The organism is Desulforudis sp. DRI-14 (genome assembly GCF_052618305.1).
In genome coordinates this window covers 1-26,419 of sequence record NZ_JBQXEZ010000025.1, presented here as the reverse complement: position 1 = coordinate 26,419, position 26,419 = coordinate 1, and the positions used below count along the sequence as shown (strand labels likewise).

Sequence of the window (26,419 nt, the reverse complement as noted above, 5' to 3'; positions counted from 1 at the left end):
ACGGGCGGCCTAATCAGGGTTATTAAAATTAGGTATTGACATAGAAGGTCCAATGCTCAGCGCTCAGTGCTCAATGCCCAATTAGGGAGGTGGCCAAGACGGGACGCATAACCTTGCTCGACGAGGCGACCATCAACCAGATCGCCGCCGGCGAGGTCGTCGACCGGCCGGCCTCGGTGGTTAAAGAGCTGGTGGAGAACGCCCTGGACGCCGGGGCGACGAAGATCAACGTCGAGATCGCGGGCGGGGGCCTGGAGTACATCGCCGTGACCGACGACGGTGTAGGCATGGACCCCGAAGACGCCCGCCTGGCCTTTGAGCGTCACGCCACCAGCAAGATCAGGGATGCCTCCGACCTCTACAGCATTCAGACCCTGGGGTTCAGGGGAGAGGCCCTGCCGAGCATCGCCGCCGTGGCGCGGGTACACCTGAAAACGCGTGCGCGGGGCGCGGCCGCAGGCACCGAACTGGGGCTGGAAGGCGGGCGCGTTGTTTTTGCAGGGCCGGCGGGAGTGCCCGAGGGGACGACGGTGATCGTGCGGGACCTTTACTTCAATACGCCCGCCCGCCTGAAGTTCATGCGCAGCCCATCCTCCGAGGGGGGGTCGGCCGCCGACATCACCGGGCGATTGGCGCTGGCCAGGCCCGACGTCGCCTTCACCTTTCGCCAGAACGGGCGCGTCCTTTTCCAGACACCGGGCAACAGCCGCCTGCTCGACGCCATCGCGGCGGTATTCGGCCCGGATGTGGCACGGCGAATGCTGCCCGTTCACGCTGAACGGGACGGCGTGCGCGTGAGCGGTTATGCCGGGCCGCCGAACCTTGCGCGCAGTTCGCGCCGGCATCAGGTGTTAGTGATTAACGGCCGTTTTGTCAAAAGCTTTCTGGTGGCCGGGGCGATCGAGAGCGTGTATCGCGGGGCGCTTTCCACGGGACGCCACCCGGTCGTTGTCCTGCACCTGGAGGTGGACGCGGGTAAGGTTGACGTCAACGTGCACCCGGCCAAGCTGGAGGTCCGCGTGGCCGGGCAAAACGAGTTGGCCACCGCAGTAGGCCTCGCCCTGCAGAACGCCTTTGACACCGCCCTGACGGGGAAAGACCCGGAAGTTGCACCGCCGGAGGCGGCAGACGAGCCGGATCAGCGGAGCTTCTCGCAGGCCGGCTGGGTGTTTGGGGGACAGCGGCGGACCCTGGCCGAGGCTACAGCCCTGTACGCCCCTTCACCAATCCTAAGGCCGCTTGGTTTTCTCCCCCCGACTTACGTGGTTGCCGCCGGGCCCGACGGCCTGTACATCGTCGACCAGCACGCGGCCCACGAGAGGATTTTATACGAGGAGTTTCTCGAACGTTTAGGGCAGAATACGCCGCAGATGCAGTCTTTGGCCGTCCCGCTGGTTCTAGAACTTACCCCCCGGGAGCTTTCGCTTGTGGAGCAATATGCCTCGCGTTTGTCGGAATACGGTTTTCTAATCGAATCCTTCGGGGGCGGCACCTTCGTTTTAAGGGCCGTTCCGGCCGGGGTGACTGCTTCGGCCGAACTGCTGAAAGACATTCTTGAACGTCTCGGTGAAGAACGCCCGGTCGGCGCGGAAGAGATTTGCGGCGCGCTGGCGGCGTGCCTGGCCTGCTGCCAGGCCGTCAAGGCGGGAGAGGCCATGAGCTTGGACGAAATGCAGCGCCTTCTCGACCGTTTGCTGCGGGCCAGGAACCGGTCCGTGTGTCCTCACGGCCGGCCTACATACATCAAGATGGGACCGGACGAACTGGCGCGAAGGTTCCTCCGGGAGTGAGCTGTTTGCCTGCGCTGATCGTGACCACAAGCCTGCGGACGTCCGCCGGCCTGCGGGATCTCGCCCGCCGGTTGGCGGATGAGCTGGACTGTCCCTTTGTGGAGCGGAATAAACTGGGTTTGGACGCCTTGGCCGCCCTCTACGGGGCGGACGGTATCGTCCATGTGGGAGAGAAGGGTGTCTCGCTGCTCGCCGGCGGGCAGGAGTTCTTTTACCATCCCGGCATGGCCAAGCTGCGCATAAAGGAGATGGCTGCTGGGAAAACTGACCAAATGGTGAAGGCTTTGGACCTGCTACCGGGGGATAAAGTCCTTGACTGCACTCTGGGGCTCGGCGCGGACGCCGTGGTGGCGAGCTATGCCGTGGGAGCACAAGGCCGGGTTGTAGCCCTCGAATCCGCCCCCGTTCTAGCCGCCTTGATGCGCCACGGCCTGCAAACTTATGACGGCAAAGAGAGCAGGGAACTGGTGGCGGCTATGCGCCGGGTCGAGGTGGTGTGCGCGCGCCACGAGGATTTCCTGCGGGACTCCTCTGACGGGGCCTTCGACGTCGTTTACTTCGACCCCATGTTCCGGAAACCCGTCAAGTCTTCCAGCGCCATGGAGCCCCTGCGCGCGGTGGCGAATAACGAGCCCCTCAAGGCTGCGACAGTTGAAGAAGCAGTCAGGGTGGCCAGGAAGCGGGTGGTTTTGAAGGAGCGGCGGGGCAGCGGAGAATTCGGCCGGCTGGGGTTTGCGCGCGTGGAAGGCGGGAGGTACTCTCCTGTCGCCTACGGCATTATCGAAAAGGGGGCCTGGTAGGTTGCCGCAGGAGAAACCCGCGCTGCTTGTAATCACCGGCCCCACCGCCACCGGCAAGACGAGCGCGGGCATCGAGGCAGCGTTGCGACTGAACGGCGAAATCGTCTCGGCCGATTCAATGATGGTCTACCGGGGCATGGACGTCGGAACAGCCAAGCCGACCGCCGCCGAAATGAAAGGGGTGCCCCACCACCTGATCGACGTTGTGGACCCGGATGAGGATTTCAGCGTAGCATGTTACCAAGAACTGGCCGAGAAACATATACAGGAGATAAGCGCCCGGGGAAAACTGCCGATCCTGGTGGGAGGCACCGGACTGTACGTGCGGGCCGTTCTGGACCATTATCACTTTGTGGTCGGGCCGGACCGGGCCTTGCGGCGGGAACTCCAGGACGCGGCCAGAGCCCGCGGTGTCGCGTGGCTGCACGGGCAGCTTGCCGGTGTGGACCCCGTAAGCGCCCAAAGGCTGCATCCCAACAATGTCCGGCGGGTCATCAGGGCCCTGGAAGTGTACTACCGGACGGGGCGGCCGCTGAGCAGCTTCCAGGACCGCGACCACAAAACCGACCCGAAGTACCGTACCCTGGTGTTCGGGCTGATCTGCGACCGCGACGAGATGTACCGCCGCATCGAAAAGCGCGTGGATGAGATGCTGGCCGCCGGCCTGGTCGAAGAGGTCAGGCGCCTGATCAACCGGGGATACGAACGGAACCTGCCGTCGATGAAGGGGCTGGGCTACAAAGAGATCGCCGCCTATCTCGCAGGCGAAACCGGCCTTGACGAGGCCGTCGAGACGCTCAAACGCAACACGCGGCGTTTTGCGAAACGGCAATTGACGTGGTTTCGGAGGGACGAACGGATCATCTGGCTGGATGTCGTTGCCGCGGGAGGGCCGGCAGGGGCGGCGAAAGAAATTGTTACCGAGTGGCAGGAGTACCAACGCCTACCGCGAAATAGTTTTGCATTTGACAGGAACGACTTTCAAAGAGACAGGGGGCAGTACCCATGACCAAGACCCAGATTAATCTTCAGGACGCGTTCCTGAATCAGCTCCGCAAGGAGAATATACCGGTGACCATTTTTCTGGTTAACGGGTTCCAACTCAAGGGTTTGGTGAGGGGTTTCGACAACTTTACAGTCATCCTCGAGAGCGAAGGAAAACAACTGATGGTATACAAGCACGCCATTTCGACGGTCAGTCCGGGGCGGCCGGTCAACACCTCGACCGCGGCTCCCGAACCGAGGACCGCCGGACAATAAGCCCTTCACCAGAAGGGCTTCATTATTGGAGCTGTATAGTTCAGTTGGTAGTAGGCAGTCGTCAGACGTCGGAGCAAAAGAGACCGGGAACGGCTTGAGTACCGGGCTACCCGACAACCGACGACCGAGCGGGCGGGTGCGTTATGTGTTGCAGGAAACAGTTGCGCTGATCAGGCAGGCCGAGCAGGACGCGGCCCCTGTCTTCAAACGGATCGACGAGACCGCCCTGGCCAACCACCAGCGTGTTCTCAGGGCTTTCCACGAGGTGAGGGTGAGCGAATTTCATTTTCGCCCGTCAACCGGTTACGGGTACGACGACCCGGGACGCGAGGTGCTGGACCGGGTATGGGCGCGCGCTTTCGGCGCCGAGGCCGCCCTGGTGAGGCTCCAGATCGTGTCGGGAACGCACGCCCTGGCCGCCGCCCTCTACGGCGTGTGCCGGCCGGGGGACGAGATTCTATCCCTGGGCAGGCCGTATGATACGCTGGCCCGGGTTATCGGTATCGATGAACAAGTCCCCGGGTCGCTCCGCGATTTCGGCGTCGGCTACAGGGAAGCGCCGCTGAGCGCTCCGGAGATCGACGTCGACCTTATCCTGTCGTTGGTCGGGCCCCGGACAAAAATATTATACCTGCAGCGGTCGCAGGGCTACGCCTGGCGGCCCGGGTTGAGCATCAAAATGATGGGTGACCTGATCGGGGCCGTGAAAAAACGGTTTCCGGAGATCGTTGTCGTCGTCGACAATTGTTACGGCGAGTTTGTCGAAGCCGACGAGCCTCCTTCCGTGGGAGCCGACCTTACCTGCGGTTCGCTGATTAAAAACCCGGGCGGCGGTTTGGCTCCTACCGGAGGATATATTGCCGGGCGGAAAGACCTGGTGCTCCTGGCCGCCGGGCGGCTGACCGCTCCCGGGCTGGCCGGCAAGGTGGGGTGCAATCCGCACGGCTACCGGCTGTTGTTCCAGGGCTTGTACCTCGCTCCGCATTTTGTGGCCGAAGCCTTGAAGGGCGCGGTATTGGCGGCCCGGTTGATGGAGATGCTGGGATATAAGGTGAGCCCGCGTTTTGACGACGACCGCACCGACATCGTCCAGGCGATACGCCTGGGCAGCCCGGAAAAGGTTTTGGCTTTTTGCCGCGGTATCCAAAGGGCGTCCCCGGTGGATGCCCACGTGGTGCCTGAGGCCGGCGACCTCCCCGGTTATTCGGGCGGTGTGGTCATGGCCGCGGGGACCTTCGTCCAGGGCGCTTCGCTGGAAATGACGGCCGACGCGCCTTTACGCGAGCCCTATGCCGTGTATTTCCAGGGCGGGCTTTCGCTGGCTTATACCAAAATAGGGCTCGGCTTCGCGTTGCGCAAACTCATGGAAATGTAACATATTTTTAGCTTTGGGGTGAGCGGAAATGTACGATGTGGTGATTATCGGTGGTGGTCCGGCGGGTCTGGCGGCCGGGATCTATGCGGTGCGTGCGGGTTTGGACACGGTTTTGTTCGAGCGCGGGGCGCCGGGCGGAGCGGTCCTGAACACCGAAAAGATCGAAAACTATCCGGGGTTCCCGGGAGGCATCGGCGGCCCCGAGCTCGTGGCGCAGATGGAGGCGCACGCCCGCCAGCTCGGGTTGCGTATCGAGACCAACGAGGTTTACGAGATCAAGCCGGAAGGCGATACCTTTAAGCTTCGGACGAAAAAGGGCGATGTAAAGACACGTACGCTCATCATCGCCACCGGTACCGGTCCCCGCCCGCTGAACGTGGACGGAGAGACCCGCCTGCGCGGCCGCGGTGTTTCTTACTGCGCCGTCTGCGACGGGGCCTTCTTCCGCGATCAGGTGGTGGCCGTGGTCGGCGGGGGGGACGCGGCCGTCGAGGAAGCGCATTTCCTGACCAAGTTCGCCTCCAAGGTCTATCTGATCCACCGTCGCGACGAGCTTCGCGCCGCCAAGTCGCTGCAGGAGCGCACGCTTGGCAACGCGAAGATCGAACCGCTTTGGAGTTCGGTGGTAACTGAAATCAAAGGCGAGAACGCCGTTGAGGCGGTCACGGTCAAAAACCTGAAGACCGAGGAGACCTTCGATCTCAAGGTCGACGGGGTTTTCGTCTACGTCGGCATCAAGCCCAACAGCTATATCGTCGAAGGCCTCGTGGAACTGGACAAGACGGGGTTTATCATGACTGACGAGCATATGCAGACCTCGGTGCCCGGCATTTACGCCGCCGGCGACGTCCGCAAGAAGCCCCTGCGGCAGATCGTCACGGCTGTAGCCGACGGGGCGGTGGCGGCCATCGCCGCCGAGAAGTACCTGGCGGCGAAGGGAGAACACTGAATAAGTCGTCAGTCGTCGGTCGTCGGACTCGAAGGGATTCCCATTCGGAAATCCCGAATTTGTCAGGTTGTAAGTCGTAAGATCGTAGGGATTCGCTGGCGAATCCCTACTACTTTGATCACCGTTGTCTCACAGCTGATGGCCAAAAAAAGGCTGTACCGGAATGGTACAGCAGAAAGGGAGAGGAGTTAGGTTGTTACTGGGTCCGTTTACAATTTGCCCGCAGCTCCTCTGATTTATACATAATTTTTAAAAAATTTTAATGTCGACGAGGTCCTTCCGCCGATTGTGCAGAACGGGCAGTTCGGCGCGAACCTTGTCTGTGAAAGCTGGGTCGAGGTCGACGGTAAGCAAGGTCTCCCGCTCGCCGGCCCGGGTAAGAACGCTCCCCCAGGGATCGACGACCATCGAGTGACCGTAGGCAAGGTAGGCGGCTTGTTCATTACGGGCGGGAGAGGCGCCGATAACGTAAACCTGGTTGTCCAGTGCGCGCGCGCGGAGCAGCAACTCCCAGTGCGCCGGCCCGGTAACGGTGTTGAAGGCGGCCGGCAGGACAAGGAGCCGGGCGCCTTGCAGGGCCAGGGCGCGGATAAAGACGGGAAAACGGATGTCGAAGCAAATGGCGATACCGATCAGGCCCAGGGGGGTCGCGACAAGGCCGAGCTCGCTGCCGGCGCTGAAGGTATGCGACTCTTTAAAGGTGATGGTTTCAAGCTCCACGTCGAAAAGGTGGGCCTTGCGGTAGCGTCCGAGCAGTCCGCCATCGGGTCCGAACACGAAACAGGTGTTGTAAAGCAGTTCGCCGTCTAGTTCTGGCAGCGTCCCTCCGACGACGACCATTTTGGTTTCCCGGGCGGTCTGCCGCAGCATGTCGAGGGTGGGCCCGCTGGGAAACGTTTCACCGAAGGGCCTGAAGAAGCGGTGGTCGTAAGGGCAGTTAAACATCTCGGGCAAGACGGCAAGCCGGCACCCTTCTCCGGCCGCGGCCAGCAGCATTTCGCGCGCACGGCCGAGGTTGTCCGTCTTTGTCTCGGTAACACGTATCTGGCAGACACCTACTTTAAGACTCTCCACTGTTTCCACCACCCACGGTTTTTGCTTAAACGATATCCGAACGCTTATTGCCATTATACTCCTGCCGGCAAGCAAAAATCCGGCGTTTTCGATGCCGGACTTTAAGCGGAAGGTGGTCAGGGTTTCAGTTTTTCTTCCCACCGCTGGTATTCCCCGGGGGTGAGCATTTCGCGCTCGCGCAGGTTGTGCAGGAGTTTCCGGGTCAGGAGGAATTCCCTTTTCCCTTTGTCCTGCTCGTAATAGTAGGAACTCTGCAACAGGGTCTCGACATGGCGCCCGGGGTCGGCGGCGATGTCAGTGAAGACCTTCATGACCGTCTTCCGGGCCATCTTTTCGTGCCCCGTCAGCTTCAGGGCTGTTTGCTGCATAATCCTCTGGGCTTCTTCCATGCTGCCGAAGAGGACAAAAGCGACCATCGACCAGACCCAGTAAACGTTGTAGATCGAGGTCTCCAATAGCTCGCGGGTGAGTCCCGCAGGTATCGGCCGATACCGCTTTCTCTTCTCCACCACCATCCGCCCCGTCTTTTTGTTTTTAACGTATGAATAAACTAACCAATATGTGAGCTTTTTATTCCAACGGAAGGAATCAACCGATGCAAAACAGAAAAACACGCATCGGGAGGTGTTGCGCGTGCAGGTTTTCCTTATCGCCGTGCTGTTGTTCGCCCTCCTTGTCTCCGTGTTTGCGGTGCAGAATGCGACGACCGTGACGATACGCCTGCTGTTCTGGACTTTTCAGGGCGTTTCGCTGTCGCTTGTCGTCCTCGGCTCGGTGGCGGCCGGGGCGATCATCGCTTTCATCCTCGGCCTCGGGCGACAGTGGCGGCTGTCGTGGCGGGTCAGGGAGCTGACCGCCAAGCTTGCCGATATGCAGCACCAGGCGGCAAAGGCCCGGGAGACGAAGGCGCCCGAAGAGCCTAAATAGGAAATGCGGGGCAAGTAGATTTGCTGCACAGTTTTGTCGTCTGTGATTTAGAGACGACCGGTCTCGATCCCGCAACAGATGAGATCATCGAGGTGGGCCTGGTGCGTGTGGCCGGCGGCGCTATCGCCGGTACCTTCCGGGCGCTGGTCAGGCCTTCCTTTTCCGTGCCGCCGCGGGTAGCGGCCCTTACCGGCCTGAGCGACGCCGACCTGGCGGGGCAACCTGCCTGGCTTGAGGTCAAGGACGAGGTGCAGTCCTTTATCGCCGGGGACGTCCTGGTGGGCCAGCACATTGGTTTCGATCTGGCTTTCCTCCGGCGCTCGGGCGTCGAGGTGCGCGAGCCGGCGCTGGATACGTACGAGCTGGCGCGGCTGGTTATGCCGCGCCTGGCCAGTTACCGCCTAGAAAACCTCTGCAGACACCTGGGCATAGACTACCCCGTTCGCCACAGGGCTCTCGAAGACGCCTTCGCCGCCGCCAGGGTCTTCCTGGCCTTGCAGGAGCGCCTCGCCGGGTTCGATTTTACTCTCTTGACCCAACTGGGGATGATCTTTGAACGGGGGATGTCTCCGTGGGCGAAGGTCGTCAGGGACGCCTTGCAGGCAAGCGTCCGCAGTTTCGCTGCCGCGCCGAGGACCGCGGCGGCCGAGGAAACGGTGTGGGATGATGACTATCGCCCCGCTCTACAGCGACACGAACCGGTACCGGACCCTCTCGCCGTATTGGCTCCCGGGGGCGCCCTCGCCAAGGTGTTCCCTGGGTACGAGTGCCGCGAAGGCCAGTTGAAGATGGCCGAAGCGGTGCTCGAAGCTCTCCAAAACGCCACCCACCTGGTTATCGAGGCCGGCACGGGGACCGGCAAGTCCCTGGCTTACCTTCTGCCGGCCGCTGTCTGGGCCCTGGCTAACGGGCAGCGGGTGTTGATTTCGACCCATACGGTAACCCTCCAGGAACAGTTGATTGCCAAAGACGTGCCCCTGGTCGCCGGCGTTCTGGGGCAGCCCCTCTCGGCGGCAATTCTAAAAGGGCGCTCGCATTACCTCTGCCGCCGGCGCCTGCATTTCGCCCAGGCCGAGGGATTGAATCCCGAAAAGGCTTTGTTTCTGGCCCGCGTCAGCGTGTGGCTCAGGGAAACCGTTGCGGGCGACCGCAGCGAGCTTTCTTTGACGCCGGCGGAGCGAGGTTTCTGGCCGGAAATCGCCGCGGAACATGAGGGTTGCGCCGGCGCGGCCTGTCGCTGGTACGGTTCCTGCTTTGCGATGCGCACACGGCGCAAGGCCGATCGCGCCCAGATCGTGGTTACCAACCATGCCCTGCTTTTAGCCAGCCTGCAGTTGGACAGCCAGATGCTTCCCGATTACGGTCCGGTAATCATCGACGAGGCCCACCACCTGGAAGGGGTGGCCACGGAACAGTTCGGGCGCGCCGTCACCCGCCAGGAGCTGACATCCTGGCTGGAAGCGTTAGACCGTTCCACGGTACGGGTTGCACAAGCTCACCCGGGGCTGGTCGGTGCCGGATTCGGTGCGGCGCAGGCCGCGTTGCGGAACGCGGTTGAAAACCTGTGCTCCTTTTTTATTGAACGCCTCGGGGAAAGCGACGAACCCCTGGTTATCCAAGAAGAAGAACTGCAGGAGCCGGTTTTAGACCTGGACAGCGCGTTCCAATCAATATTAGGCGCCGCCGGTGCGGTGCTCGATGAGCTCAGCAGGGGCCGTTACGGTCCCGAGGGGGAAGCTGCTGAACAGTTGGCCGCGTTGCTGGCGCGCGGCCGCCGGCTGGCCGACGACCTCTTGTTTATCTTGGGCCAAGCCCGGGAAGGGTTGGTCGCGTGGGCCGAACGTGCTTTCCGGGACGGCGGGGTGACGTTCCGGGCGGCGCCGGTCGAGGTCGACCGGTTGCTCTGCGAAGGTTTGTACCGGATCAAGGCCCCTGTCATCTTTACTTCGGCCACGATCACAGTCGACGGCTCTTTTGACTACTTCGCCGAAAGAGTCGGGCTGCACCTGCTTCCGGCAGACGCTGTGGGCAAGGTGCAGGTGGCCTCGCCTTTCGACTACGACCGCCAGGCCCTTCTGGCCGTGACGACCGACCTCCCTGACCCGGCTTCCACTGGCGAGGCGCAGTACCTTAAAGCCCTGTGCGGGGCGTTGGAGCGCATCGTCGCCACGGCGGGCGGGGGCACGCTAGTTCTTTTTACCTCTCATAAAGCGTTGCGCGAAGCATATAGAAGATTAAAAGAGCGCTTGCAGGCATACGACATCGATCTCCTCGGGCATCACCTCGACGGCGGGCGCACGCGCCTTTTAGAAGCGTTTCAATCCGGCGAGCGGACCGTGCTTTTCGGGGCTGCAAGTTTCTGGGAGGGTATCGACGTTCCGGGCGAAGCCCTTCGCTGCCTAGTGATCGTGAAGCTGCCTTTTCAGCCGCCCAATCATCCGGTCGCCGCAGCCCGCCGCCAGACCCTGGCCCGGCAAGGCAAGAACGCCTTTTTCCACCTCTTCTTGCCCCAGGCGGTGATCCGCCTGAAACAAGGCTTCGGCCGTCTTATCCGCAGCAGCCGCGACCGGGGGGTAGTGGTGGTTCTCGACCCCAGAATCCTTAAAAAGCAGTACGGGGCGAGGTTTTTGCGTTCCCTGCCTGTAAGCGGCTGCGAGAAAGGCAGCCTCGACGAGGTCTGCGCGAGGATGGCCGAATGGCTGAAGCTTTAGCGTTTAACCGGCGCGTTGCAAGGTGACATATGACAGACCATCCTCATAGTATAAGTAAAACAACTGAGGAGGGGGAAACCTTGCGGGTTTATTATTTCAGGCTGCCCGGATTTTTACGTTTGCTGTTGCTGAAGTTCTACAAATAGTCAGGCTATTTTGAGCGTAACCTGGTTGCATGCCCAAGTTTTTTTAAGGGTAAGAGAAGAGGGATTTGGCGGAAAGGCTCGAATATTTTTTTATTCGGGCCTAAATTTTTAAGTGGTACTTGAGCCAGCGAAGGTTGTGCGGGAGGAGAACAGGATTTGACTGTAAACCTTACGCAGAGTTTGCGGGACGGCGCCGATTTCCGGCGCCGGATCGAGGATCAAAGCGGCCAGACGCTTTCCGACTGCTACCAGTGCGGCAAATGTACGGCGGGTTGCCCGGTGGCTTTCGCCGCCGACGCGGCGCCCCACCAGGTCGTCCGCATGCTGCAGCTCGGGCTCCGGGACGAGGCACTGGCGACCCGGACCATCTGGCTCTGTGCCGCCTGTTCGACGTGCACGACCCGGTGCCCCCGCGGCGTCGACCTGGCTAGAATCATGGATTGCCTGAGGATCGCCGCCTTGCGGCAGGGGAAGGTCAGGGCAGGCAGGCAGGTTGCCTTGTTTAATAACGTCTTCCTGGAATCCGTCCGCAAGTACGGCCGGGCCCACGAGCTGGGGCTGGCCATGGGGCTGAACCTCAAGCGCGGTACACCCCTGAAGGACGCCGACCTGGGGCTCGGCATGCTCAAAAGGCGGAAGCTGCGCCTTGCCCCGTCGCGCATCAGGTCTACCGGGGAGATAGCGGCTATTTTCCGCCGGGCCGGGGAGATGGAGGACGGGAAATGAAGTTCGCGTATTACCCAGGCTGTTCACTGCACGCTACGGCCAGAGAATACGATCTTTCGACGCGGGCGGTCTGTGACCGCCTTGGTATTGAATTAAAGGAGCTTCCGGACTGGAACTGCTGCGGAGCGACTTCGGCCCATAGCACCAACCACTTTCTCAGCACGGCTCTCCCGGCGCGCAACCTGGCCATCGCCGACGAGATGGGCCTGGAGGTTGCCGTTCCCTGCGCGGCTTGCTACCAGCGCCTCAGGATGGCCCAGAACGACCTGGCGAGAGATCCGGTGCTGCGTGAGAAGATGGAGGCCGTTACGGGGCGTCCGTACAAGGAAGAGGGGGTCCGGGTGAAGTCCCTGCTCGAGTTGCTCGCCGGGCAGGGTGAGGCTTTAAAAAGCAGAGTCGTCCGGCCGCTTGACGGCCTTAAGGTGGCCTGTTACTATGGCTGCCTGCTTCTCCGCCCGCCGGCGGTCTCGTTTGACGACCCCGAGCATCCCTCGTCGATGGACGGGTTGCTGGAGATATGTGGCGCCGAGCCCATCGATTGGGGATACAAAACGGAATGCTGCGGTGCTTCGCTGTCTCTGACCGACGAGGACGTCGTGCTGAAGCTGACACGGGACATCCTTGCCGTAGCTTTGGGAGCGGGTGCGGAATGCCTTGTTGTTGCCTGCCCGCTCTGCCACTCCAATCTGGACGGCAGGCAGGGTCATGTAAACAAGAAGTTCGGCACCGGTTTTCAACTCCCGGTGCTCTATTTCACGCAGGTCCTGGGGCTCGCCATGGGCGCCAGGCCCGAAGAACTGGGGATGAACATTCATTTCGTAAGCACCGACAAGGTTTTTAAAAAGTGTTGTCCCGAGAATACCCCTCGGAAAAGATAGATCATTCAGTTGCAACTGGCAACGGGAAGAACGTAAAGGAGCGGAGTTGACACCATGCCCCGGATCGGCGTCTTCGTTTGCTGGTGCGGTTCCAATATCGGGGGCGTCCTGGACTGCCCCAAACTTGCCGAGGAAGCGGCCAAAATGCCCGGCGTCGTATACGCCGCGGACTACAAGTATATGTGCTCCGAGCCGGGCCAAAACCTGATCATCGACGCCGTTCGCACGCACGGTCTCGATCGCGTGGTGGTGGCGTCCTGCTCGCCGCGACTGCACGAGGAGACATTTCGCAAGGCATTGGCGAGGGCCGGTTTAAATCCCTTCCTTTGCGAAATGGCCAACCTGCGCGAGCATTGCAGTTGGGTCCACGCCGCCGAGCCGGAGAAGGCCCAGGCCAAGGCCCTCGACCTGTTGCGCCGTGCCGTCGCGAAGGCGGCCCTGCTCCAGCCCCTTACCGTTTCCCCGCTGCCCGTGACGAAGCGGTGCCTGGTCATCGGGGGAGGCATCGCGGGCATCCAGGTGGCCCTGGACGTCGCCGACGCCGGACAGGAGGTCGTCCTCGTCGAGAGGGAGCCCACCATCGGCGGCAACATGACCAGGCTGGACAAAACCTTCCCGACGCTGGACTGCTCGGCCTGCATCAGCACCCCGAAGATGGCGGCTGCGGCCTCCCACCCCAACATCAAGCTTTACACCTACGCCGAGGTGGCGTCTGTCACCGGATACATCGGCAACTTTAAGGTTACAATCCGCCAGAAGCCGCGCTATGTCGACCACGATAAGTGCACGGGTTGCGGGACTTGTTGGGAGAAGTGCCCGAAGAAGGTTGCCAGCGAGTACAACCTGGGCCTCGGCCAGCGGAAAGCCATCTACATCGCCTTCCCGCAGGCCGTTCCCAACAAGCCGGTCATTGACGCGGCCAACTGCATGCGCTTCCAGACCGGACGCTGCGGGATCTGTGCCAAGGTATGCCCGACCGGAGCAGTCAATTACGAAGAACGGGAATCCACTTTCACCGAGGACGTCGGGGCCATCGTCCTGGCCACGGGCTACAAGCTTTTCGACTGGGAGAGGGCATACGGGGAGTACGGCTACGGTAAATATCCCGACGTGATTACCGGGCTGCAGTTTGAAAGGCTGGTCAATGCGGCGGGGCCGACCGGCGGGAAAATCCTGCGGCCGTCTGACCAGAGAGAGCCGAAGTCGGTCGTCTTCGTCAAGTGCGTGGGTTCGCGGGACGCCGCCAAGGGACGCGAGTACTGCTCTCGGGTCTGCTGTATGTATACGGCCAAGCATGCCCACCAGGTGTTGGAGAAGATTCCCGGAAGCCAGGCTTATATTTTTTACATGGACGTGCGGACGGCGGGAAAGGGCTACGAGGAGTTTTACCAGCGCACCCTGAACGACGGCGCCGTATATATCAGGGGACGGGTCTCCAAAATCTTCCAAAACGGGGACAAGCTAATCGTCCGGGGAGCCGACACGCTGCTCGGCCGCCCGGTGGAAATCGAGGCCGACATGGTCGTCCTGGCCACGGCGATGGAGCCGGCTGCGGGCGCAGCTGACCTCGCCCGTCTCGTGGGCGTAACGGGGGACAAGGACGGCTTTTTCCAGGAAGCCCATCCGAAGCTTCGCCCGGTCGAGACGCATACGGGAGGGGTGTTCCTGGCCGGCGCCTGCCAGGGTCCCAAGGACATCCCGGACACGGTGGCCCAGGCCGGCGGTGCGGCCTCCAAGGTTATCGGGCTCCTGTCGCGCAGCGAATTGGAGACCAACCCGATGATTGCCTCAGTCAATGAGGTCTTGTGCTCGGGCTGCCTGCTTTGCCTGCCTGCCTGTCCTTATAAGGCTTTGGAAGCCAAGACGATTACCGAGCGCCAGCCCGGCCACCCACCGCGGGAGCGCGTGGTCGCCGGCGTCAACAGCGGGCTTTGCCAGGGCTGCGGAGCCTGCAACGTGGCCTGCCGGTCCGGGGCGATCGAGGTTAAAGGCTACACCAACCAGCAGTTACTGGCGGAGGTGGACGCAATATGTCAGTAGAGAAAGACCGACAGGAACAAAACGATCCCAAGATCGTCGGTTTTTTCTGTAACTGGTGCAGTTATGCGGGCGCCGACCTGGCTGGAGTGAGCAGGACGGCGTATCCCCCCAACATAAGGATCGTCCGCGTGCCCTGTTCGAGCAGGGTGCACCCGCACTTCGTGCTGCGCGCTTTTAAAAAGGGCGCCGACGGCGTCCTGGTTTCGGGGTGACACCCCGGGGACTGCCACTATGTCAGTGGCAATTATTTCACCCGCCGCCGGTTCCAGCTCTTTAAACGGCTTATGGAGTACGTGGGGTTTGAGCCCGGCCGCCTCGAGGTCCGCTGGATCTCCGGTTCGGAAGGCAACAAGGTTGCCGACACGGCGCGCCGGATGGCGGAGGACATCAACCGGCTCGGGCCAAACCGGAAGATGAGGGATGCGGATTGAATAAAGTGCAAGACGACCTGCGCAGAGAGGCTGCGCGGCTCCTGGAGTCGGGAGACGCAGCGATGGTTATTGCCTGGGAAGAGGGGAGCGACGCCGCCAGAACGGCGCCGGCTTTTGCCGTTTCACCGGCGGAAGCGGCCGGGCTCGTGTGGAACCCTTTTTGCGTGCCCAACCTTGTCAAATACCTTCTCGATTACCGTTATGAGGATACCAAGATCGCCGTCGCCGTCAAGGGCTGCGACGAACGGGCCGTCAACCGCCTGGTCCAGGACCGGCAGTTCCCGCGGGAGCGGATCGTCGTCCTGGGACTCCCCTGCGGGGGGATGCTGGACCGCGGGAAGACCCTGGCTGCGCTTGGCCCGCGGGCACGGCTGAACGGTGTCGAGGACCGCGGCGAGGCCTTCGTGCTCGTCTCGGACCAGGGCGAGGTGACGCTGCCCAAAGAGGAGTATCTCCTGGAGAAGTGCCTGACCTGCGTGAGGAACGCGCCGGCCCGGGCCGACGTCACGCTCGGCCCCGGCGTTTCCAACCCGGCCCGGCCGGGATGTGATCCCTTCGCCCCGGTCAGGGAACTGGAGGCGCTGAGCCCCGCGGAGAAGAGCGCTTACTGGGACGGGCAGTTTTCGCGGTGCCTGCGCTGCTATGCCTGCCGGAACGTGTGCCCGGCTTGCAACTGCAAGGAGTGTTCTTTCGAGCAGGCCGTGCCGGGCTGGCAGCAGGGGGCCGGCTGGATCAGCAAAAACACTTCCCTGGCCGAGAACTACACCTTCCACCTTATTCGCATGTTTGACGTGGCCGGCCGGTGTATCGACTGCGGCGAGTGCGAGCGGGTCTGCCCGGTCGGCATCCCGCTGAGCAAACTTTACCGCAAGGTTCTGAAGGATGCTGCGGAACTCTTCGCGGTGCCGACCCCCGGCTTGACGGCCGCGGAGATACCTGTGCTTGGATCCTATAGCCCGGAAGACAAGGAAGAATTCATGTAGCGAGGTGCTGCTCGCGTGCCCGCGATGGTACTTTTAAAGGAACAATTGAAAGTTTTCCTGGACAGATATGCGCAGCGGGATGCGCTTGTCGCGCCCGTTTCCGAAGAGGGTGCCGTTGCCTACCGCCGGGTAAAATCCGCCGAAGAGGTGACTGTCGACTTCGACCTGCCGACGCTGCCGCCCAAGGCGCATTTTCTTCCGCAAACGGAAGAACTCTACCGTTACGCCTATGGAGAGGGCGGCATGGAACTCAACCCCCCCCCCCCGGCTGCACAGACCCTGCTTTTCGGGGCCCGTCCCTGCGACGTCAGGGGCATAACCGCCCTGGACTTCGTCTTCGCGGGTAGGTTCGGGGACGCCTACTGGTCGGACAAGCGCGAAAAGACGACGATCGCGGGCTTGAGCTGCCGGCGCGTGCTTCCCGGCTGTTTTTGCCGCGCCTACGGGTACGGGCCGACGTCGGGGGAAGGGGCCGACCTGATGCTTACCAACCTGGGCGACCGGTACGTGGTGGAATTCCTCACAGCCAAGGGAGAAGCGGTGCTGAACGCGCACCGGGACCTCTTCGGCCCGGCCGGCGCCGGTGACCTTGAAGAGAAGGAAAACCGGACGGCGAACCTGGCCCGGCAGTTTTACCGGGAAGTGGACTTAAGGGGCGTACGCGAGAAAATGGACGGGCTTTTCGCCAGCCCTTACTGGGAGAGACTGGCCAGGAAATGCATCGGCTGCGGGATCTGCACCTATCTTTGCCCGACCTGCCATTGCTTCGATATCGTGGACGAGCCTGCCGGGCCGGGGGGAGGACGGCGGCTGCGCTGCTGGGATTCGTGCATGTTCGCCGATTTCACCCTGCATACCAGCGGGCATAATCCGCGGCCGGGAAAGAAGGAAAGGGTGCGTAACCGCTTCATGCACAAGCTGAAGTACCACTACGACCGCTATGGCCTGGACGGGTGCGTGGGCTGCGGGCGCTGCGTGGCGATGTGCCCGGCCAATATCGATATCACCAGGGTAATCGCCGACGTCAAGGAGGTGGGGTAGGAATGGGAGAATGCGGTTGCCGCGATAACCCGCTTCTGCCCCAACTGGCGACCATCCGGGAAATCATCCGGGAAACCGGTGACGTTAACACGTTCAGGATAACCTTGAACGACCGGGAAGCGATGGCCGGATGGAAACACGAACCAGGGCAGCTCGCTATGCTATCGGTATTCGGAGTCGGGGAAGCGATGTTTTCAATCAGTTCGGCGCCTACCAAGCAGGGATTTCTTGAGTTCAGCATCAAGCGTATGGGTAAAGTAACCTCTGCGCTGCACGAGCTTAGCCCCGGGGCGGTTATCGGTATAAGGGGCCCCTACGGTAATCATTTCCCTTACGAACTGGCCAAGGGTAAGGACCTCCTGGTCGTGGGCGGGGGGTTTGCCCTAGCTCCCTTGCGATCAATGATTGATTTCGTCCTCGCCGATAAAAACCGGGACGACTATGGACGGCTCGAAATCATTTACGGGGCCCGGTCTTATGACGACCTGTGCTTTAAGCACGACCTTTTTGAAAACTGGCCCAATCAGCGGGACACCGTGGTTTATACGACCATAGACCGTGCGGAGGAGCGGTGGAAAGGACACGTCGGTTTTGTTCCGGCTTATGTCGAGGAGATTGCTCCTTCAGCCGAAAACAAGATTGCCTTGGTATGCGGGCCACCGATTATGATCAAGTTCGTGCTCCAGGCTCTCGAAAAGCTGGGTTTCCGCGACGAACAGATTTACTCGACGCTGGAACTGCGCATGAAGTGCGGGGTGGGCAAGTGCGGGCGGTGCAACATCGGGAGCAAGTTCGTCTGCCTGGAGGGCCCGGTCTTCAGCCTGAAGGATATTAAGGAACTGCCTCCGGAGTTCTAACTAATTCTAAGCCCGGGTCGTCTGGCCCGATTCTTTTATCCCGGATGCGGTTGCATCGGCTCCGGGGACAGGTTAAAGTAGAGACAGGGTTCCCATAATATGGAACGCAGGGGGCAAGATTCTTGCGCCTAAGACATGCGGCGGCGGTTTTGGGGGCCAAGCTGGTCGTTAAAATCAGCCAGGCGGCCGGGCACCGCGGCTCGTCGCTGCCCGGGCGGATCGCGCTGCGCATCAACCCCGGGGCCCTGACCCTGATGGCCGGGATGGTGACACGGGGCGTCGTCATCGTCACGGGCACGAACGGCAAGACGACCACCAACAATATGCTGGCGCACATCCTTAGAGCCAGAGGGTACCGGGTGATTTGCAACCAGGAGGGGGCGAACATGCTTACGGGGGTGACGGCGGCTTTCGTCCGTCACGCCGGCGTTCTGGGCCGTCCCCGGTATGACTTCGCCGTACTCGAGGTCGACGAGAACAGTTTCCCCGCGGTTACGGCCATGGTTAAGCCGACCGTGGTGGTCGTAACTAATTTCTTCCGTGACCAGCTGGATCGTTACGGGGAACTTGACATGACCATCGCAACCATACGTAAAAGCCTTGAAGGGCTTGGCGATACACGTCTCGTCCTAAATGCCGACGACCCGCTTGTGGCCCAACTGGGAAGGGGGAATCCCTCCGCGGTCTATTACGGGGTCGCCCCTTACCGGCGCGTTTTCGGCCGGCTCGGTGAAGCTTCTCGGGAAGCGCGTTTCTGTCCTTTCTGCGGCAAGGCTCTCAATTACTCCTTTTATCACTACAGCCAACTGGGCCTGTGGCTTTGCCCGGGGTGCGGCTTCAAGCGCCCCGAGGCCGATGTCGATGCCCGTGAGATCAGGCAGGACCAGGGCACGCTTACATGCAAGGCGGCTTACGGAAACCGCGCCGTGCCGCTGCACCTGCCGACACAGGGTTTTTACAACCTGTACAACGCCCTGGCGGCCTTCACGGCGGGGCTGGTCCTGGGCGTGGGGCCTGCCGAGATGGCGGCCAGCCTCAGCTGTTACGAACCGGCTACCGGCCGGCTGCAAAACTTCCGGTACGGATCGAAGCAGGTGTTCCTCAACCTCGTCAAGAATCCCGCGGGCTTCAACGAGAGCCTGGCCCTGTTGCTCAACACCCCCTTCAAGAAGGACGTTTTCATCGCCATTAACGACAACGCCGCCGACGGGCGCGATATCTCGTGGCTCTGGGACGTTGATTTCGAGGCTCTGGTCCCCGCCGCCGACAGCCTGGTGAGATTCTACTGCAGCGGCCGCCGCGCCGAGGAGATGGGCGTCCGCCTCAAGTACGCCGGGCTGCCGCCCGAACGCATCCTTATCCGTCCCGACCTGCGCGAAGCGGTCCGCGCAGCTTTGCACGGGCAGGGGGAGGCCGTCTATTTCCTGGCGACATATACGGCCCTGTGGCCGGTTGAGAAGGAACTCCGCCGTCTTTTGGACCGCAAGGAGGCTGACTATGCTGACAGTATGCCATCTTTATCCTGACCTCCTGAACCTTTACGGCGACCGGGGCAACATCATCTCCTTCACCCGTCGCTGCCAGTGGCGGGGGATACCCGTGCGGGTCCTGGAGGTCGGGCTCGGGGAACACATGGATTTCAGCAAGGTCGACTTTCTGTTCCTGGGCGGCGGTTCGGACCGCGAACAGGATATTATCGCCGCCGACCTCTTGACCCGCCGGGACGCCTTGCGCGACGCCTTCGAGAGCGGGTTGACGGTGCTGGCCATCTGCGGCGGATACCAGCTTCTGGGGCACTTCTACCGTACCCTTGACGGCAAGGAAATCCCCGCTCTCGGGCTGCTCGATCTTTATACCCAGGCCGGTGAAAAGAGACTGAAAGGCAACATTGCGGTGGAGGTCGACCTGGATGGGGAAACCGTGCTTGTCACCGGTTACGAGAATCACGCGGGACAGACCTTCCTGGGGAGCGTCGTCCCCCTGGGCAAGGTCCTGGCCGGTTACGGGAACAACGGCATTGACGGATGGGAAGGCGCCCGCTACAAGAACGTTTTCTGCTCTTACCTTCACGGCCCGCTCCTGCCCAAGAACCCGCAGTTAACGGATTACCTCATCACCCTGGCGCTGCAGCGCCGGGGAAAAACCGTCAGACTGGCGCCCCTTGACGACAGGCTGGAACGGCAGGCCAACGCCCTAATGCTGTCCAGGCTGAACGTGAACTAAAAGAATTTAATTCTAGGACTGCTTGTGAAATATGGCATTTAAAGTTATAATGAATACAGTACTTTGTATACCCGAATACAGTCACCCGGGAGTTGGTTCGGATGGAATACTTGGTGACCTGGTACGAAGGCGACGATGTGATTTACAAGCTGCTTTCCAGCGAAGAGCTGGCGTGCCTGGAACCGGACAAGGATTACATAGTTTGTCCTCTTAACTAGCAGCACTGCGAAAGTACGCCTTTTGGCCGTCGTTTCAACGATGGCCTTTTTTGTTGCTTTCCTTCCCTCACCTTCTTTTTCGCCCCTCTTAAGCATATAAGTCTTTATAGACTGGCCTCCAGTTTGAGAGGTGAGATGTGGGAAGTCGGAAGTCAGAGCATTTGGCGGGATTCGCTCTGCGGTTCACCCAGTACTCACCTCTGACTTCTCACCTCTCACTTCACAGTTGCCCGGTACGGGGGGGTGGCTTGATGGATTCCTTCCTCCGGCGCCTTGGAGAGTACCGCTCGTCCGAAAAGTCTCTATTGTGGCGCGGTACCTTCAGCGACTACCTTGAGATCGTGCGCGCCAACCCTGCGGTTTGCCAGCTGGCCCATGCCAGGATCTACAGCATGATCCGTGAGGAAGGCTATGAGGAATACGACGGCGTGAGACGCTACAGCTTCTTTGCCAGGGAACTGTTCGGATTGGACAAAACCCTGGAGAAACTCGTCGAGGAATACCTTCACCCCGCAGCACGGCGCCTTGACGTCCGCAAGCGCATCCTGCTGCTGATGGGGCCGGTGAGCGGGGGCAAGTCCACGCTGGTCAATCTGCTGAAAAGAGGGTTGGAACGGTATTCGAGAACGGACCGGGGGGCGGTCTACGCCATCGAGGGCTGTCCCATGCACGAAGAGCCGCTGCATCTGGTGCCTCGTGAGCTCAGGCAGGAGTTCGGCAGGGAGTTCGGGGTTTATATAGAGGGGGAACTCTGCCCCGTCTGCAGGGTCATGGTCGATAACGTGTATGGCGGGCGGATCGAGAACGTACCCGTGGAACGGATCCTCCTCTCCGAGGAAAGGCGGGTCGGCATTGGCACCTTTTCGCCCTCGGACCCCAAATCGCAGGACATCGCGGAACTGACCGGCAGCATCGACTTCTCCACGATCGCCGAGTACGGCTCGGAGTCCGACCCGCGCGCCTACCGCTTCGACGGCGAGCTCAACATCGCCAACCGGGGAATCATGGAATTCCAGGAAATGCTCAAGTGCGACGAAAAGTTTCTGTGGAACCTGCTGAGCCTTTCCCAGGAGGGCAACTTCAAGGCCGGGCGGTTCGCGTTAATTTACGCCGACGAGATGATCGTCGCCCACACCAACGAGACGGAGTACCGGAACTTCATCAACAACAGGAAAAACGAGGCCCTGGTTTCCAGGATGATTGTGCTCAAGGTCCCGTACAACCTGCGGGTCAGCGACGAGATCCGTATTTACGAGAAACTCATCGGTCAGAGCGAGATGCGCGACGTCCACATCGCCCCGCACGCCTTGAGGGTCGCGGCCGTCTTTTCGGTGCTGTCCAGGCTGAAAGAGTCCAAGAAGCAGGGAATGGACATCATTAAAAAAGTGAAGCTTTATGACGGGGAGGATGTCGAAGGTTTCAGGAAGCAGGACGTGCATGAACTGCAGATGGAACACCCCGAAGAGGGAATGGCGGGTGTCGACCCGCGCTACGTCGTCAACCGTCTCTGTTCGGCGCTGATCCGCACCAAGGCCCGGTGCATCAACCCGCTGGATGTCTTGAGGGCTCTGAAAGACGGACTTGACCAGCATCCCTCCATCACCTCCGAGGAGAGGGAAAGGATGCTGAACTTTATCGCCATCGCCCGCCGCGAGTACGACGAGATGGCCAAGAAAGAAGTTCAGAAGGCTTTTGTTTACTCTTACGAGGAGTCGGCCAAGGTCCTTTTTGAAAACTACCTTGATAACGTGGAAGCATTTGTCAACGGGGTTAAGATCCGCGATCCCATCACGGACGAGGAGCTCGACCCTGACGAGAAACTGATGCGTTCCATCGAGGAGCAGATCGGCATTTCCGAGAACGCTAAGCGCGCCTTCCGGGAGGAGATCCTGATCCGTCTTTCAAGCTACGCCCGCCAGGGGCGCCGCTTCAGCTACGATTCTCACGAGCGCCTGCGCGAGGCCATCGAGAAAAAGCTTTTCGCCGACCTCAAGGACGTGGTTAAGATCACCACCTCGACGAAAACGCCCGATGTCAGGCAGTTGCAGAGGATCAACGAGGTCAGCGCCATTTTGATCAAGGATTACGGCTACTGCCCGGCATGTGCCAACGAACTGCTAAGATATGTGGGAAGCCTGCTTAACAGGTAGTCAGTAGTCGGTAGTCCGTATTTGATGGGATTCGCTGTTGCGAATCCCTAATTTACGCACTTCTAACCTCTCACTTCGCACTTCCTTTTTGGGGGGATCGGCGGTGGACAGGTTTACGATCTGTCGGGAAGACTGGTCCTTGCACCGCAAGGGGTATCTCGACCAGAAACGCCACTGGGAGAAAGTCCGCGAGGCGATCGAAAGCAACATCGCGGACATCATCAGTGAAGAAAGCATCGTGATGTCCGACGGGCGCAGGGTGGTCAAGGTTCCCATCCGCTCCATCCAGGAGTACCGTTTCCGCTACGATCACAATAAGCAAAATCACGTCGGACATGGGACAGGAAACACCAAAACGGGGGACGTCTTGGCTTGCGGCCGCCCGGCAAAGGGCGACGGGAGATCGGCCCCCGGCAACGAACCCGGCGTGGACTATTACGAAGCTGAGGTGACGATTGAAGAAGTCTCCGAGATATTGTTTCAAAATCTGGCCCTACCCAACCTGAAGGCTTCGAAGAAACCCCGGATGGTCACGGAAGGCCTGGAATTCACCGACATCCGCAAGAAGGGGACGATGTCGAACCTCGACCGCAAGCGCACCATCCTGGAGGCGCTGAAGCGCAACGCCCTGCAGGGCGGACGCGGGCTGCCCCGGCTTAAGCCGGAGGACCTGCGCTTTAAGACGTGGGAGGTCAAGACCCGGCCCGAAGCCAACGCCGTAGTCCTGGCGATGATGGACACCAGCGGCAGCATGGGGCCTTTCGAAAAATACATCGCGCGCACCTTCTTCTTTTGGATGGTGCGTTTCCTGCGCACGAACTACGGCAACGTGGACATCGTGTTCCTGGCCCACCACACCGAAGCCAGGGAAACCACGGAGGAGGAGTTCTTTACCAAAGGAGAGAGTGGGGGGACCCGCTGCTCCTCTGTTTACCACTTGGCCTTGCAACTGATCAAGGAGCGTTACAACTCTGCGGATCACAACGTTTATGCCTTTCATTTTTCGGACGGCGACAATCTTTCGTCCGATAACGAGCTCTGCGTTCAGTTAGTGCGAGAACTGGTTCGGTTGTGCTGTATGGTTGGGTACGGGGAGATCGAAGGCCCGTACTATTACACCAACACCCTGCGCACCGCCTTGAAGGACGTTCAGGACCCTAGGTTTGTGACGGCGGTCATTAGGGACAAGGGCGAGGTATATGGAGCGCTGAAGGCGTTTTTCAGCCCCTGGGAGTAGGGCGCCCGGCCCTGGGGCTTTGAGGAGCCGGTGGCTCCTTTTGTGTTTTCTATTTGGGTATATAGTGCAACATATAAAGGAATTCTGGTCAAATTGGTATCTGCTAAGATCTGCTGTTTGACGTTGAATTTGGTGCACCCTTTTGGTATTATGTGCTTATCATACAGTATACAATGTGCAGGCACCCAACACCGGGTTTTGAACAAAGAAAGGAGTTACTCCAATGCAGGCCTTCAGACGCCCTGTTGAGGCGCGTGTAATCATCGACAACCCCGGCGCGGAAGAACTGAGGGAGATGGCGCGCTTTGAGGAACAGACCACCAGGTATGGGAGCGCCAGTTATGTTTCCCAGGTGCGCAGCCGGAGCGCGAAGTTTACCTACATCGTCGAGGACGGCGTCAAGCTGGGGGTGGACCAGAAAGGGATAGACCCTGCGAAAGCCCTGGCTGTGGCGGAAGAGGTGCTGTCCTACCTTAAGGGCCAGGAGGTCATCAGGCTTGACAGGCAAATGGGACAGCATCCCGATTTCAACCTGCACTGCCGTTTGCATATCACCAGGAAATACGCGCGCATTCCGTTCCAGTGGCACGCCATGCTCTTTCCGCCGGCTGATAAGGATGCGGAGCCCGATTTAGTGAGCGTCTATGTTCCGGAGTGGCCGGAGCGCCTGATATTCTGTCATCCGACCCAGAGGATCACCTTCATCCTCGGCACCGATTATTTCGGAGAGTGCAAAAAGTCTTTCCTGCGCAAGGCCATGTTCGTCGCCAAGGAGCGCGGCGGCCTCGGCTTTCACGCCGGGAGCAAGGTGTTGCGCGTAAGGCAAAAGGGAGGCAAACTCCGCGAGGTCGGCTTTATCCTTTTCGGACTGAGCGGCACCGGCAAGACCACACTGACCATGCACGATCACGGGCTCACCGGGGAAGAAGGCGTGGCCATACGCCAGGACGACGTGATCGTGATGAACCCGCAGGGATATTGCTACGGGACCGAAAACGGTTTTTATATCAAAACGGACGGCCTCGACGAGTCCCAGGATGTGTTGTATCAAGCGGCCCTTTCCCCGCTTGCCGTTTTTGAAAACGTCAAGGTCCTTCCGGACGGCACGATCCTCTTTTACGATTCCGAGCTTACCTCGAACGGGCGCGGCGTCGTCCTGCGTTCGGAAGTGAGGGGGACCGACGCGAGGATCGACATCGACAAGGCCGACCGGGTCATTTTCATCACCCGGCGGAACGACGTGGTGCCCGTGGTCGCCAAGCTCACCACCGAACAGGCGGCCGCGTACTTTATGCTCGGGGAGTCTATCGAGACTTCGGCGGGCGACCCCGCAAAAGCGGGGCAGCCCAAGCGCCAGGTCGGCACCAACCCCTTCATCATCGGACCCGAGGCCGAGGAAGGAAACCGGCTGCTGGAAATCCTGCGGGCCAACCCCGATATGGAGTGCTATTTGCTCAACACCGGCAGCGTCGGTGCCCGCGCCGGCGAGCCCGGCGTCAAGATCAGTATCAAGATGTCGACCACGATTATGAAACACATCGCCACCGGTTTGATCAAGTGGCGCAGAGACCCGGACTGGGGTTACGAGGTACCTGCGGAGGTCCCGGAAATCGACATCGTTCTTTACAACCCCGCGCGTTATTTCACGCCCGAAGAATACCGCGAGCGCGTCGAGAAACTGCGTGACGAACGGCGCCGGTGGCTGGCCAAATATCCCGGCCTGAAACCCGAAATCCTCTATGCCGTGGAACCTCCGGCCGGGCTGCAGAGAGTTGCCGCTTTACGATAGCTTATCGAGAATAGGGTTAAAGAGCAAAAAAACCGTTGGAATAAGATCGGCCGTGGTTAAACCACGGCCGATCTTATTCCTGCAGGGTTTTGGGACGGGAAGTGGAATTCACCAAAAGAGGTGAGACCGGTGATTTCCTGCAGCATCACGCCCACCGAGGCGCGGTTTCTCGAATCTTTGCGCACCTGCCATGGGGACCTGGAGTGTGTTGTCGAGAAGCTTAACATGGTCCCGGCCCATTCGATCACGCCGCGCATGCCGCGGCTGTCGCCCCACGAACTGGCGCTGGTCGCGCGGCGGTTGCAGGGTAAGGGCCTGGTCGTCGCCGATTTCCGCTTCAACGGCCGGCTGCGTTCGGCCAAGCTGACAGCCAAGGGCTCGCAGGTGTTGAATGACTACCTTGCCCGCCGGAAGGCGGCCGCGAGGGACCGGAACTATTCTTCCTGACAGTGAATGCAGGATGGGGGCAGGAATCGATGGCCTCATGGATTTCCTCTTCGCTCGCCCTGTTCGGGTCTATCACCTCGGCGTATCCCAGGTCCTCATTCATCTTAAAAACCGCGGGGCACAACGCTTCACACGTCCCGCACGCCGCACACTCGCTGGTTTCTATGTTATGTAAGGAACTCGGGCCATAATTGTCATCCTCTCCCCAAGCTGCTGGGAATACTGTAGACCCGCGGCCGGACGATGTCAACCGCGTTACACAAAGCGGCCATAACTTGCAGGGAAGAATTCAGGCACTCGCTAATTGTTACTTGATAAGGAGCAGCACATCGTTTACATCCAGGGTGGTTTGTATCCTAAACTACAA

General features: G+C 60.5%; 24 protein-coding genes. 21 read left to right on the top strand and 3 right to left on the bottom strand.

Translation table 11 applies throughout. The features are described 5' to 3' along the window. Positions 1–113 precede the first annotated feature (113 nt). From mutL to trxB, 6 genes are all read left to right on the top strand, one after another. Positions 114–1,790: a DNA mismatch repair endonuclease MutL gene (mutL, locus tag ACUM6F_RS11170; protein ID WP_445349268.1), complete on the top strand. Its 1,677-nt coding sequence runs from the start codon at positions 114–116 to the stop codon at positions 1,788–1,790. After that, complete coding sequence (locus tag ACUM6F_RS11165) at positions 1,787–2,590, top strand: class I SAM-dependent methyltransferase (RefSeq protein ID WP_425621346.1); 804 nt, start codon at positions 1,787–1,789, stop codon at positions 2,588–2,590. The genes mutL and ACUM6F_RS11165 overlap by 4 nt, the downstream gene beginning before the upstream one ends. A gap of 1 nt (position 2,591) precedes the next feature. After that, entirely contained in the window at positions 2,592–3,599 is a 1,008-nt protein-coding gene (gene miaA / locus ACUM6F_RS11160; protein ID WP_425621347.1) for a tRNA (adenosine(37)-N6)-dimethylallyltransferase MiaA, read from the top strand. After that, a complete protein-coding gene (gene hfq, locus ACUM6F_RS11155) occupies positions 3,596–3,850 on the top strand; it encodes an RNA chaperone Hfq (protein WP_425621348.1) in 255 nt (84 codons plus the stop codon). Before miaA ends, hfq begins: the two co-directional genes overlap by 4 nt. A 145-nt stretch (positions 3,851–3,995) precedes the next feature. Next, complete coding sequence (locus tag ACUM6F_RS11150) at positions 3,996–5,225, top strand: methionine gamma-lyase family protein (RefSeq protein WP_425621349.1); 1,230 nt, start codon at positions 3,996–3,998, stop codon at positions 5,223–5,225. A 28-nt stretch (positions 5,226–5,253) separates the two neighbouring features. After that, complete coding sequence (gene trxB, locus ACUM6F_RS11145; RefSeq protein WP_425621350.1) at positions 5,254–6,174, top strand: thioredoxin-disulfide reductase; 921 nt, start codon at positions 5,254–5,256, stop codon at positions 6,172–6,174. 249 nt (positions 6,175–6,423) lie between these two features. On the opposite strand, the gene ACUM6F_RS11140 is transcribed toward trxB, so the two are convergent. Both ACUM6F_RS11140 and ACUM6F_RS11135 read right to left on the bottom strand, forming a co-directional pair. Then, entirely contained in the window at positions 6,424–7,248 is an 825-nt protein-coding gene (locus tag ACUM6F_RS11140; RefSeq protein ID WP_445349267.1) for a carbon-nitrogen hydrolase family protein, read from the bottom strand. A gap of 116 nt (positions 7,249–7,364) precedes the next feature. Then, positions 7,365–7,757 carry a hypothetical protein gene (locus tag ACUM6F_RS11135; protein ID WP_425621352.1) on the bottom strand — a complete coding sequence of 131 codons (393 nt, stop codon included), beginning with the start codon at positions 7,755–7,757 and terminating at the stop codon, positions 7,365–7,367. Between the two features lie 124 nt (positions 7,758–7,881). On the opposite strand from ACUM6F_RS11135, the gene ACUM6F_RS11130 reads away from it, so the two are divergent. The 15 genes from ACUM6F_RS11130 to ACUM6F_RS11060 all read left to right on the top strand — a co-directional run bounded on the left by ACUM6F_RS11130 (position 7,882) and on the right by ACUM6F_RS11060 (position 26,052). Further along, positions 7,882–8,175 carry a LapA family protein gene (locus ACUM6F_RS11130; RefSeq protein ID WP_425621353.1) on the top strand — a complete coding sequence of 98 codons (294 nt, stop codon included), beginning with the start codon at positions 7,882–7,884 and terminating at the stop codon, positions 8,173–8,175. A 20-nt stretch (positions 8,176–8,195) separates the two neighbouring features. Further along, the gene (locus ACUM6F_RS11125; RefSeq protein ID WP_445349266.1) at positions 8,196–10,886 is read left to right on the top strand and encodes a helicase C-terminal domain-containing protein; all 2,691 of its coding nucleotides are present in this window, start codon (positions 8,196–8,198) and stop codon (positions 10,884–10,886) included. A 302-nt stretch (positions 10,887–11,188) separates the two neighbouring features. Next, positions 11,189–11,758: a 4Fe-4S dicluster domain-containing protein gene (locus ACUM6F_RS11120; RefSeq protein ID WP_445349265.1), complete on the top strand. Its 570-nt coding sequence runs from the start codon at positions 11,189–11,191 to the stop codon at positions 11,756–11,758. Further along, positions 11,755–12,636, top strand: a complete 882-nt coding sequence (locus tag ACUM6F_RS11115; RefSeq protein WP_445349264.1) for a CoB--CoM heterodisulfide reductase iron-sulfur subunit B family protein — start codon at positions 11,755–11,757, stop codon at positions 12,634–12,636. Before ACUM6F_RS11120 ends, ACUM6F_RS11115 begins: the two co-directional genes overlap by 4 nt. A gap of 54 nt (positions 12,637–12,690) precedes the next feature. After that, entirely contained in the window at positions 12,691–14,676 is a 1,986-nt protein-coding gene (locus ACUM6F_RS11110; RefSeq protein ID WP_445349263.1) for a 4Fe-4S binding protein, read from the top strand. After that, the gene (locus tag ACUM6F_RS11105; RefSeq protein ID WP_425621358.1) at positions 14,667–15,107 is read left to right on the top strand and encodes a hydrogenase iron-sulfur subunit; all 441 of its coding nucleotides are present in this window, start codon (positions 14,667–14,669) and stop codon (positions 15,105–15,107) included. The genes ACUM6F_RS11110 and ACUM6F_RS11105 overlap by 10 nt, the downstream gene beginning before the upstream one ends. A 5-nt stretch (positions 15,108–15,112) precedes the next feature. Continuing rightward, positions 15,113–16,090: a 4Fe-4S dicluster domain-containing protein gene (locus ACUM6F_RS11100; protein WP_445349270.1), complete on the top strand. Its 978-nt coding sequence runs from the start codon at positions 15,113–15,115 to the stop codon at positions 16,088–16,090. Between the two features lie 24 nt (positions 16,091–16,114). Continuing rightward, a complete protein-coding gene (locus ACUM6F_RS11095; protein ID WP_445349269.1) occupies positions 16,115–17,131 on the top strand; it encodes a 4Fe-4S dicluster domain-containing protein in 1,017 nt (338 codons plus the stop codon). 2 nt (positions 17,132–17,133) lie between these two features. Continuing rightward, on the top strand, positions 17,134–17,988 hold the full coding sequence (locus ACUM6F_RS11090; protein ID WP_425621359.1) for an FAD/NAD(P)-binding protein: 855 nt from the start codon (positions 17,134–17,136) through the stop codon (positions 17,986–17,988). Positions 17,989–18,110: 122 nt separating this feature from the next. Next, the gene (locus ACUM6F_RS11085; RefSeq protein WP_425621360.1) at positions 18,111–19,514 is read left to right on the top strand and encodes a MurT ligase domain-containing protein; all 1,404 of its coding nucleotides are present in this window, start codon (positions 18,111–18,113) and stop codon (positions 19,512–19,514) included. After that, entirely contained in the window at positions 19,486–20,211 is a 726-nt protein-coding gene (locus ACUM6F_RS11080) for a type 1 glutamine amidotransferase (protein WP_445349262.1), read from the top strand. The genes ACUM6F_RS11085 and ACUM6F_RS11080 overlap by 29 nt, the downstream gene beginning before the upstream one ends. A 469-nt stretch (positions 20,212–20,680) precedes the next feature. Then, a complete protein-coding gene (locus ACUM6F_RS11075; RefSeq protein WP_445349261.1) occupies positions 20,681–22,579 on the top strand; it encodes a PrkA family serine protein kinase in 1,899 nt (632 codons plus the stop codon). Positions 22,580–22,682: 103 nt separating this feature from the next. Continuing rightward, positions 22,683–23,816, top strand: coding sequence for a sporulation protein YhbH (gene yhbH, locus ACUM6F_RS11070; RefSeq protein ID WP_445349260.1), 1,134 nt, complete (start codon positions 22,683–22,685; stop codon positions 23,814–23,816). 223 nt (positions 23,817–24,039) lie between these two features. After that, positions 24,040–25,605 (top strand): phosphoenolpyruvate carboxykinase (ATP), encoded by a 1,566-nt coding sequence (locus ACUM6F_RS11065; RefSeq protein WP_445349259.1) that lies wholly within the window; start codon positions 24,040–24,042, stop codon positions 25,603–25,605. 129 nt (positions 25,606–25,734) lie between these two features. After that, positions 25,735–26,052, top strand: coding sequence for a hypothetical protein (locus ACUM6F_RS11060; protein WP_425621365.1), 318 nt, complete (start codon positions 25,735–25,737; stop codon positions 26,050–26,052). Here the strand turns inward: ACUM6F_RS11060 and ACUM6F_RS11055 are convergent. Next, entirely contained in the window at positions 25,943–26,176 is a 234-nt protein-coding gene (locus ACUM6F_RS11055; protein WP_445349258.1) for a ferredoxin, read from the bottom strand. The two genes, ACUM6F_RS11060 and ACUM6F_RS11055, sit on opposite strands and share 110 nt — an antisense overlap. Positions 26,177–26,419 lie beyond the last annotated feature (243 nt).

Bases quoted from the DNA above. Each gene is read 5' to 3' on its own strand.
- ACUM6F_RS11090 (WP_425621359.1), top strand. From the start codon at position 17,134: ATGGGAGAATGCGGTTGCCGCGATAACCCGCTTCTGCCCCAACTGGCG.
- trxB (WP_425621350.1), top strand. From the start codon at position 5,254: ATGTACGATGTGGTGATTATCGGTGGTGGTCCGGCGGGTCTGGCGGCC.
- ACUM6F_RS11110 (WP_445349263.1), top strand. From the start codon at position 12,691: ATGCCCCGGATCGGCGTCTTCGTTTGCTGGTGCGGTTCCAATATCGGG.
- ACUM6F_RS11115 (WP_445349264.1), top strand. From the start codon at position 11,755: ATGAAGTTCGCGTATTACCCAGGCTGTTCACTGCACGCTACGGCCAGA.
- hfq (WP_425621348.1), top strand. From the start codon at position 3,596: ATGACCAAGACCCAGATTAATCTTCAGGACGCGTTCCTGAATCAGCTC.
- ACUM6F_RS11075 (WP_445349261.1), top strand. From the start codon at position 20,681: ATGGATTCCTTCCTCCGGCGCCTTGGAGAGTACCGCTCGTCCGAAAAG.
- ACUM6F_RS11095 (WP_445349269.1), top strand. From the start codon at position 16,115: ATGGTACTTTTAAAGGAACAATTGAAAGTTTTCCTGGACAGATATGCG.
- ACUM6F_RS11065 (WP_445349259.1), top strand. From the start codon at position 24,040: ATGCAGGCCTTCAGACGCCCTGTTGAGGCGCGTGTAATCATCGACAAC.
- ACUM6F_RS11080 (WP_445349262.1), top strand. From the start codon at position 19,486: ATGCTGACAGTATGCCATCTTTATCCTGACCTCCTGAACCTTTACGGC.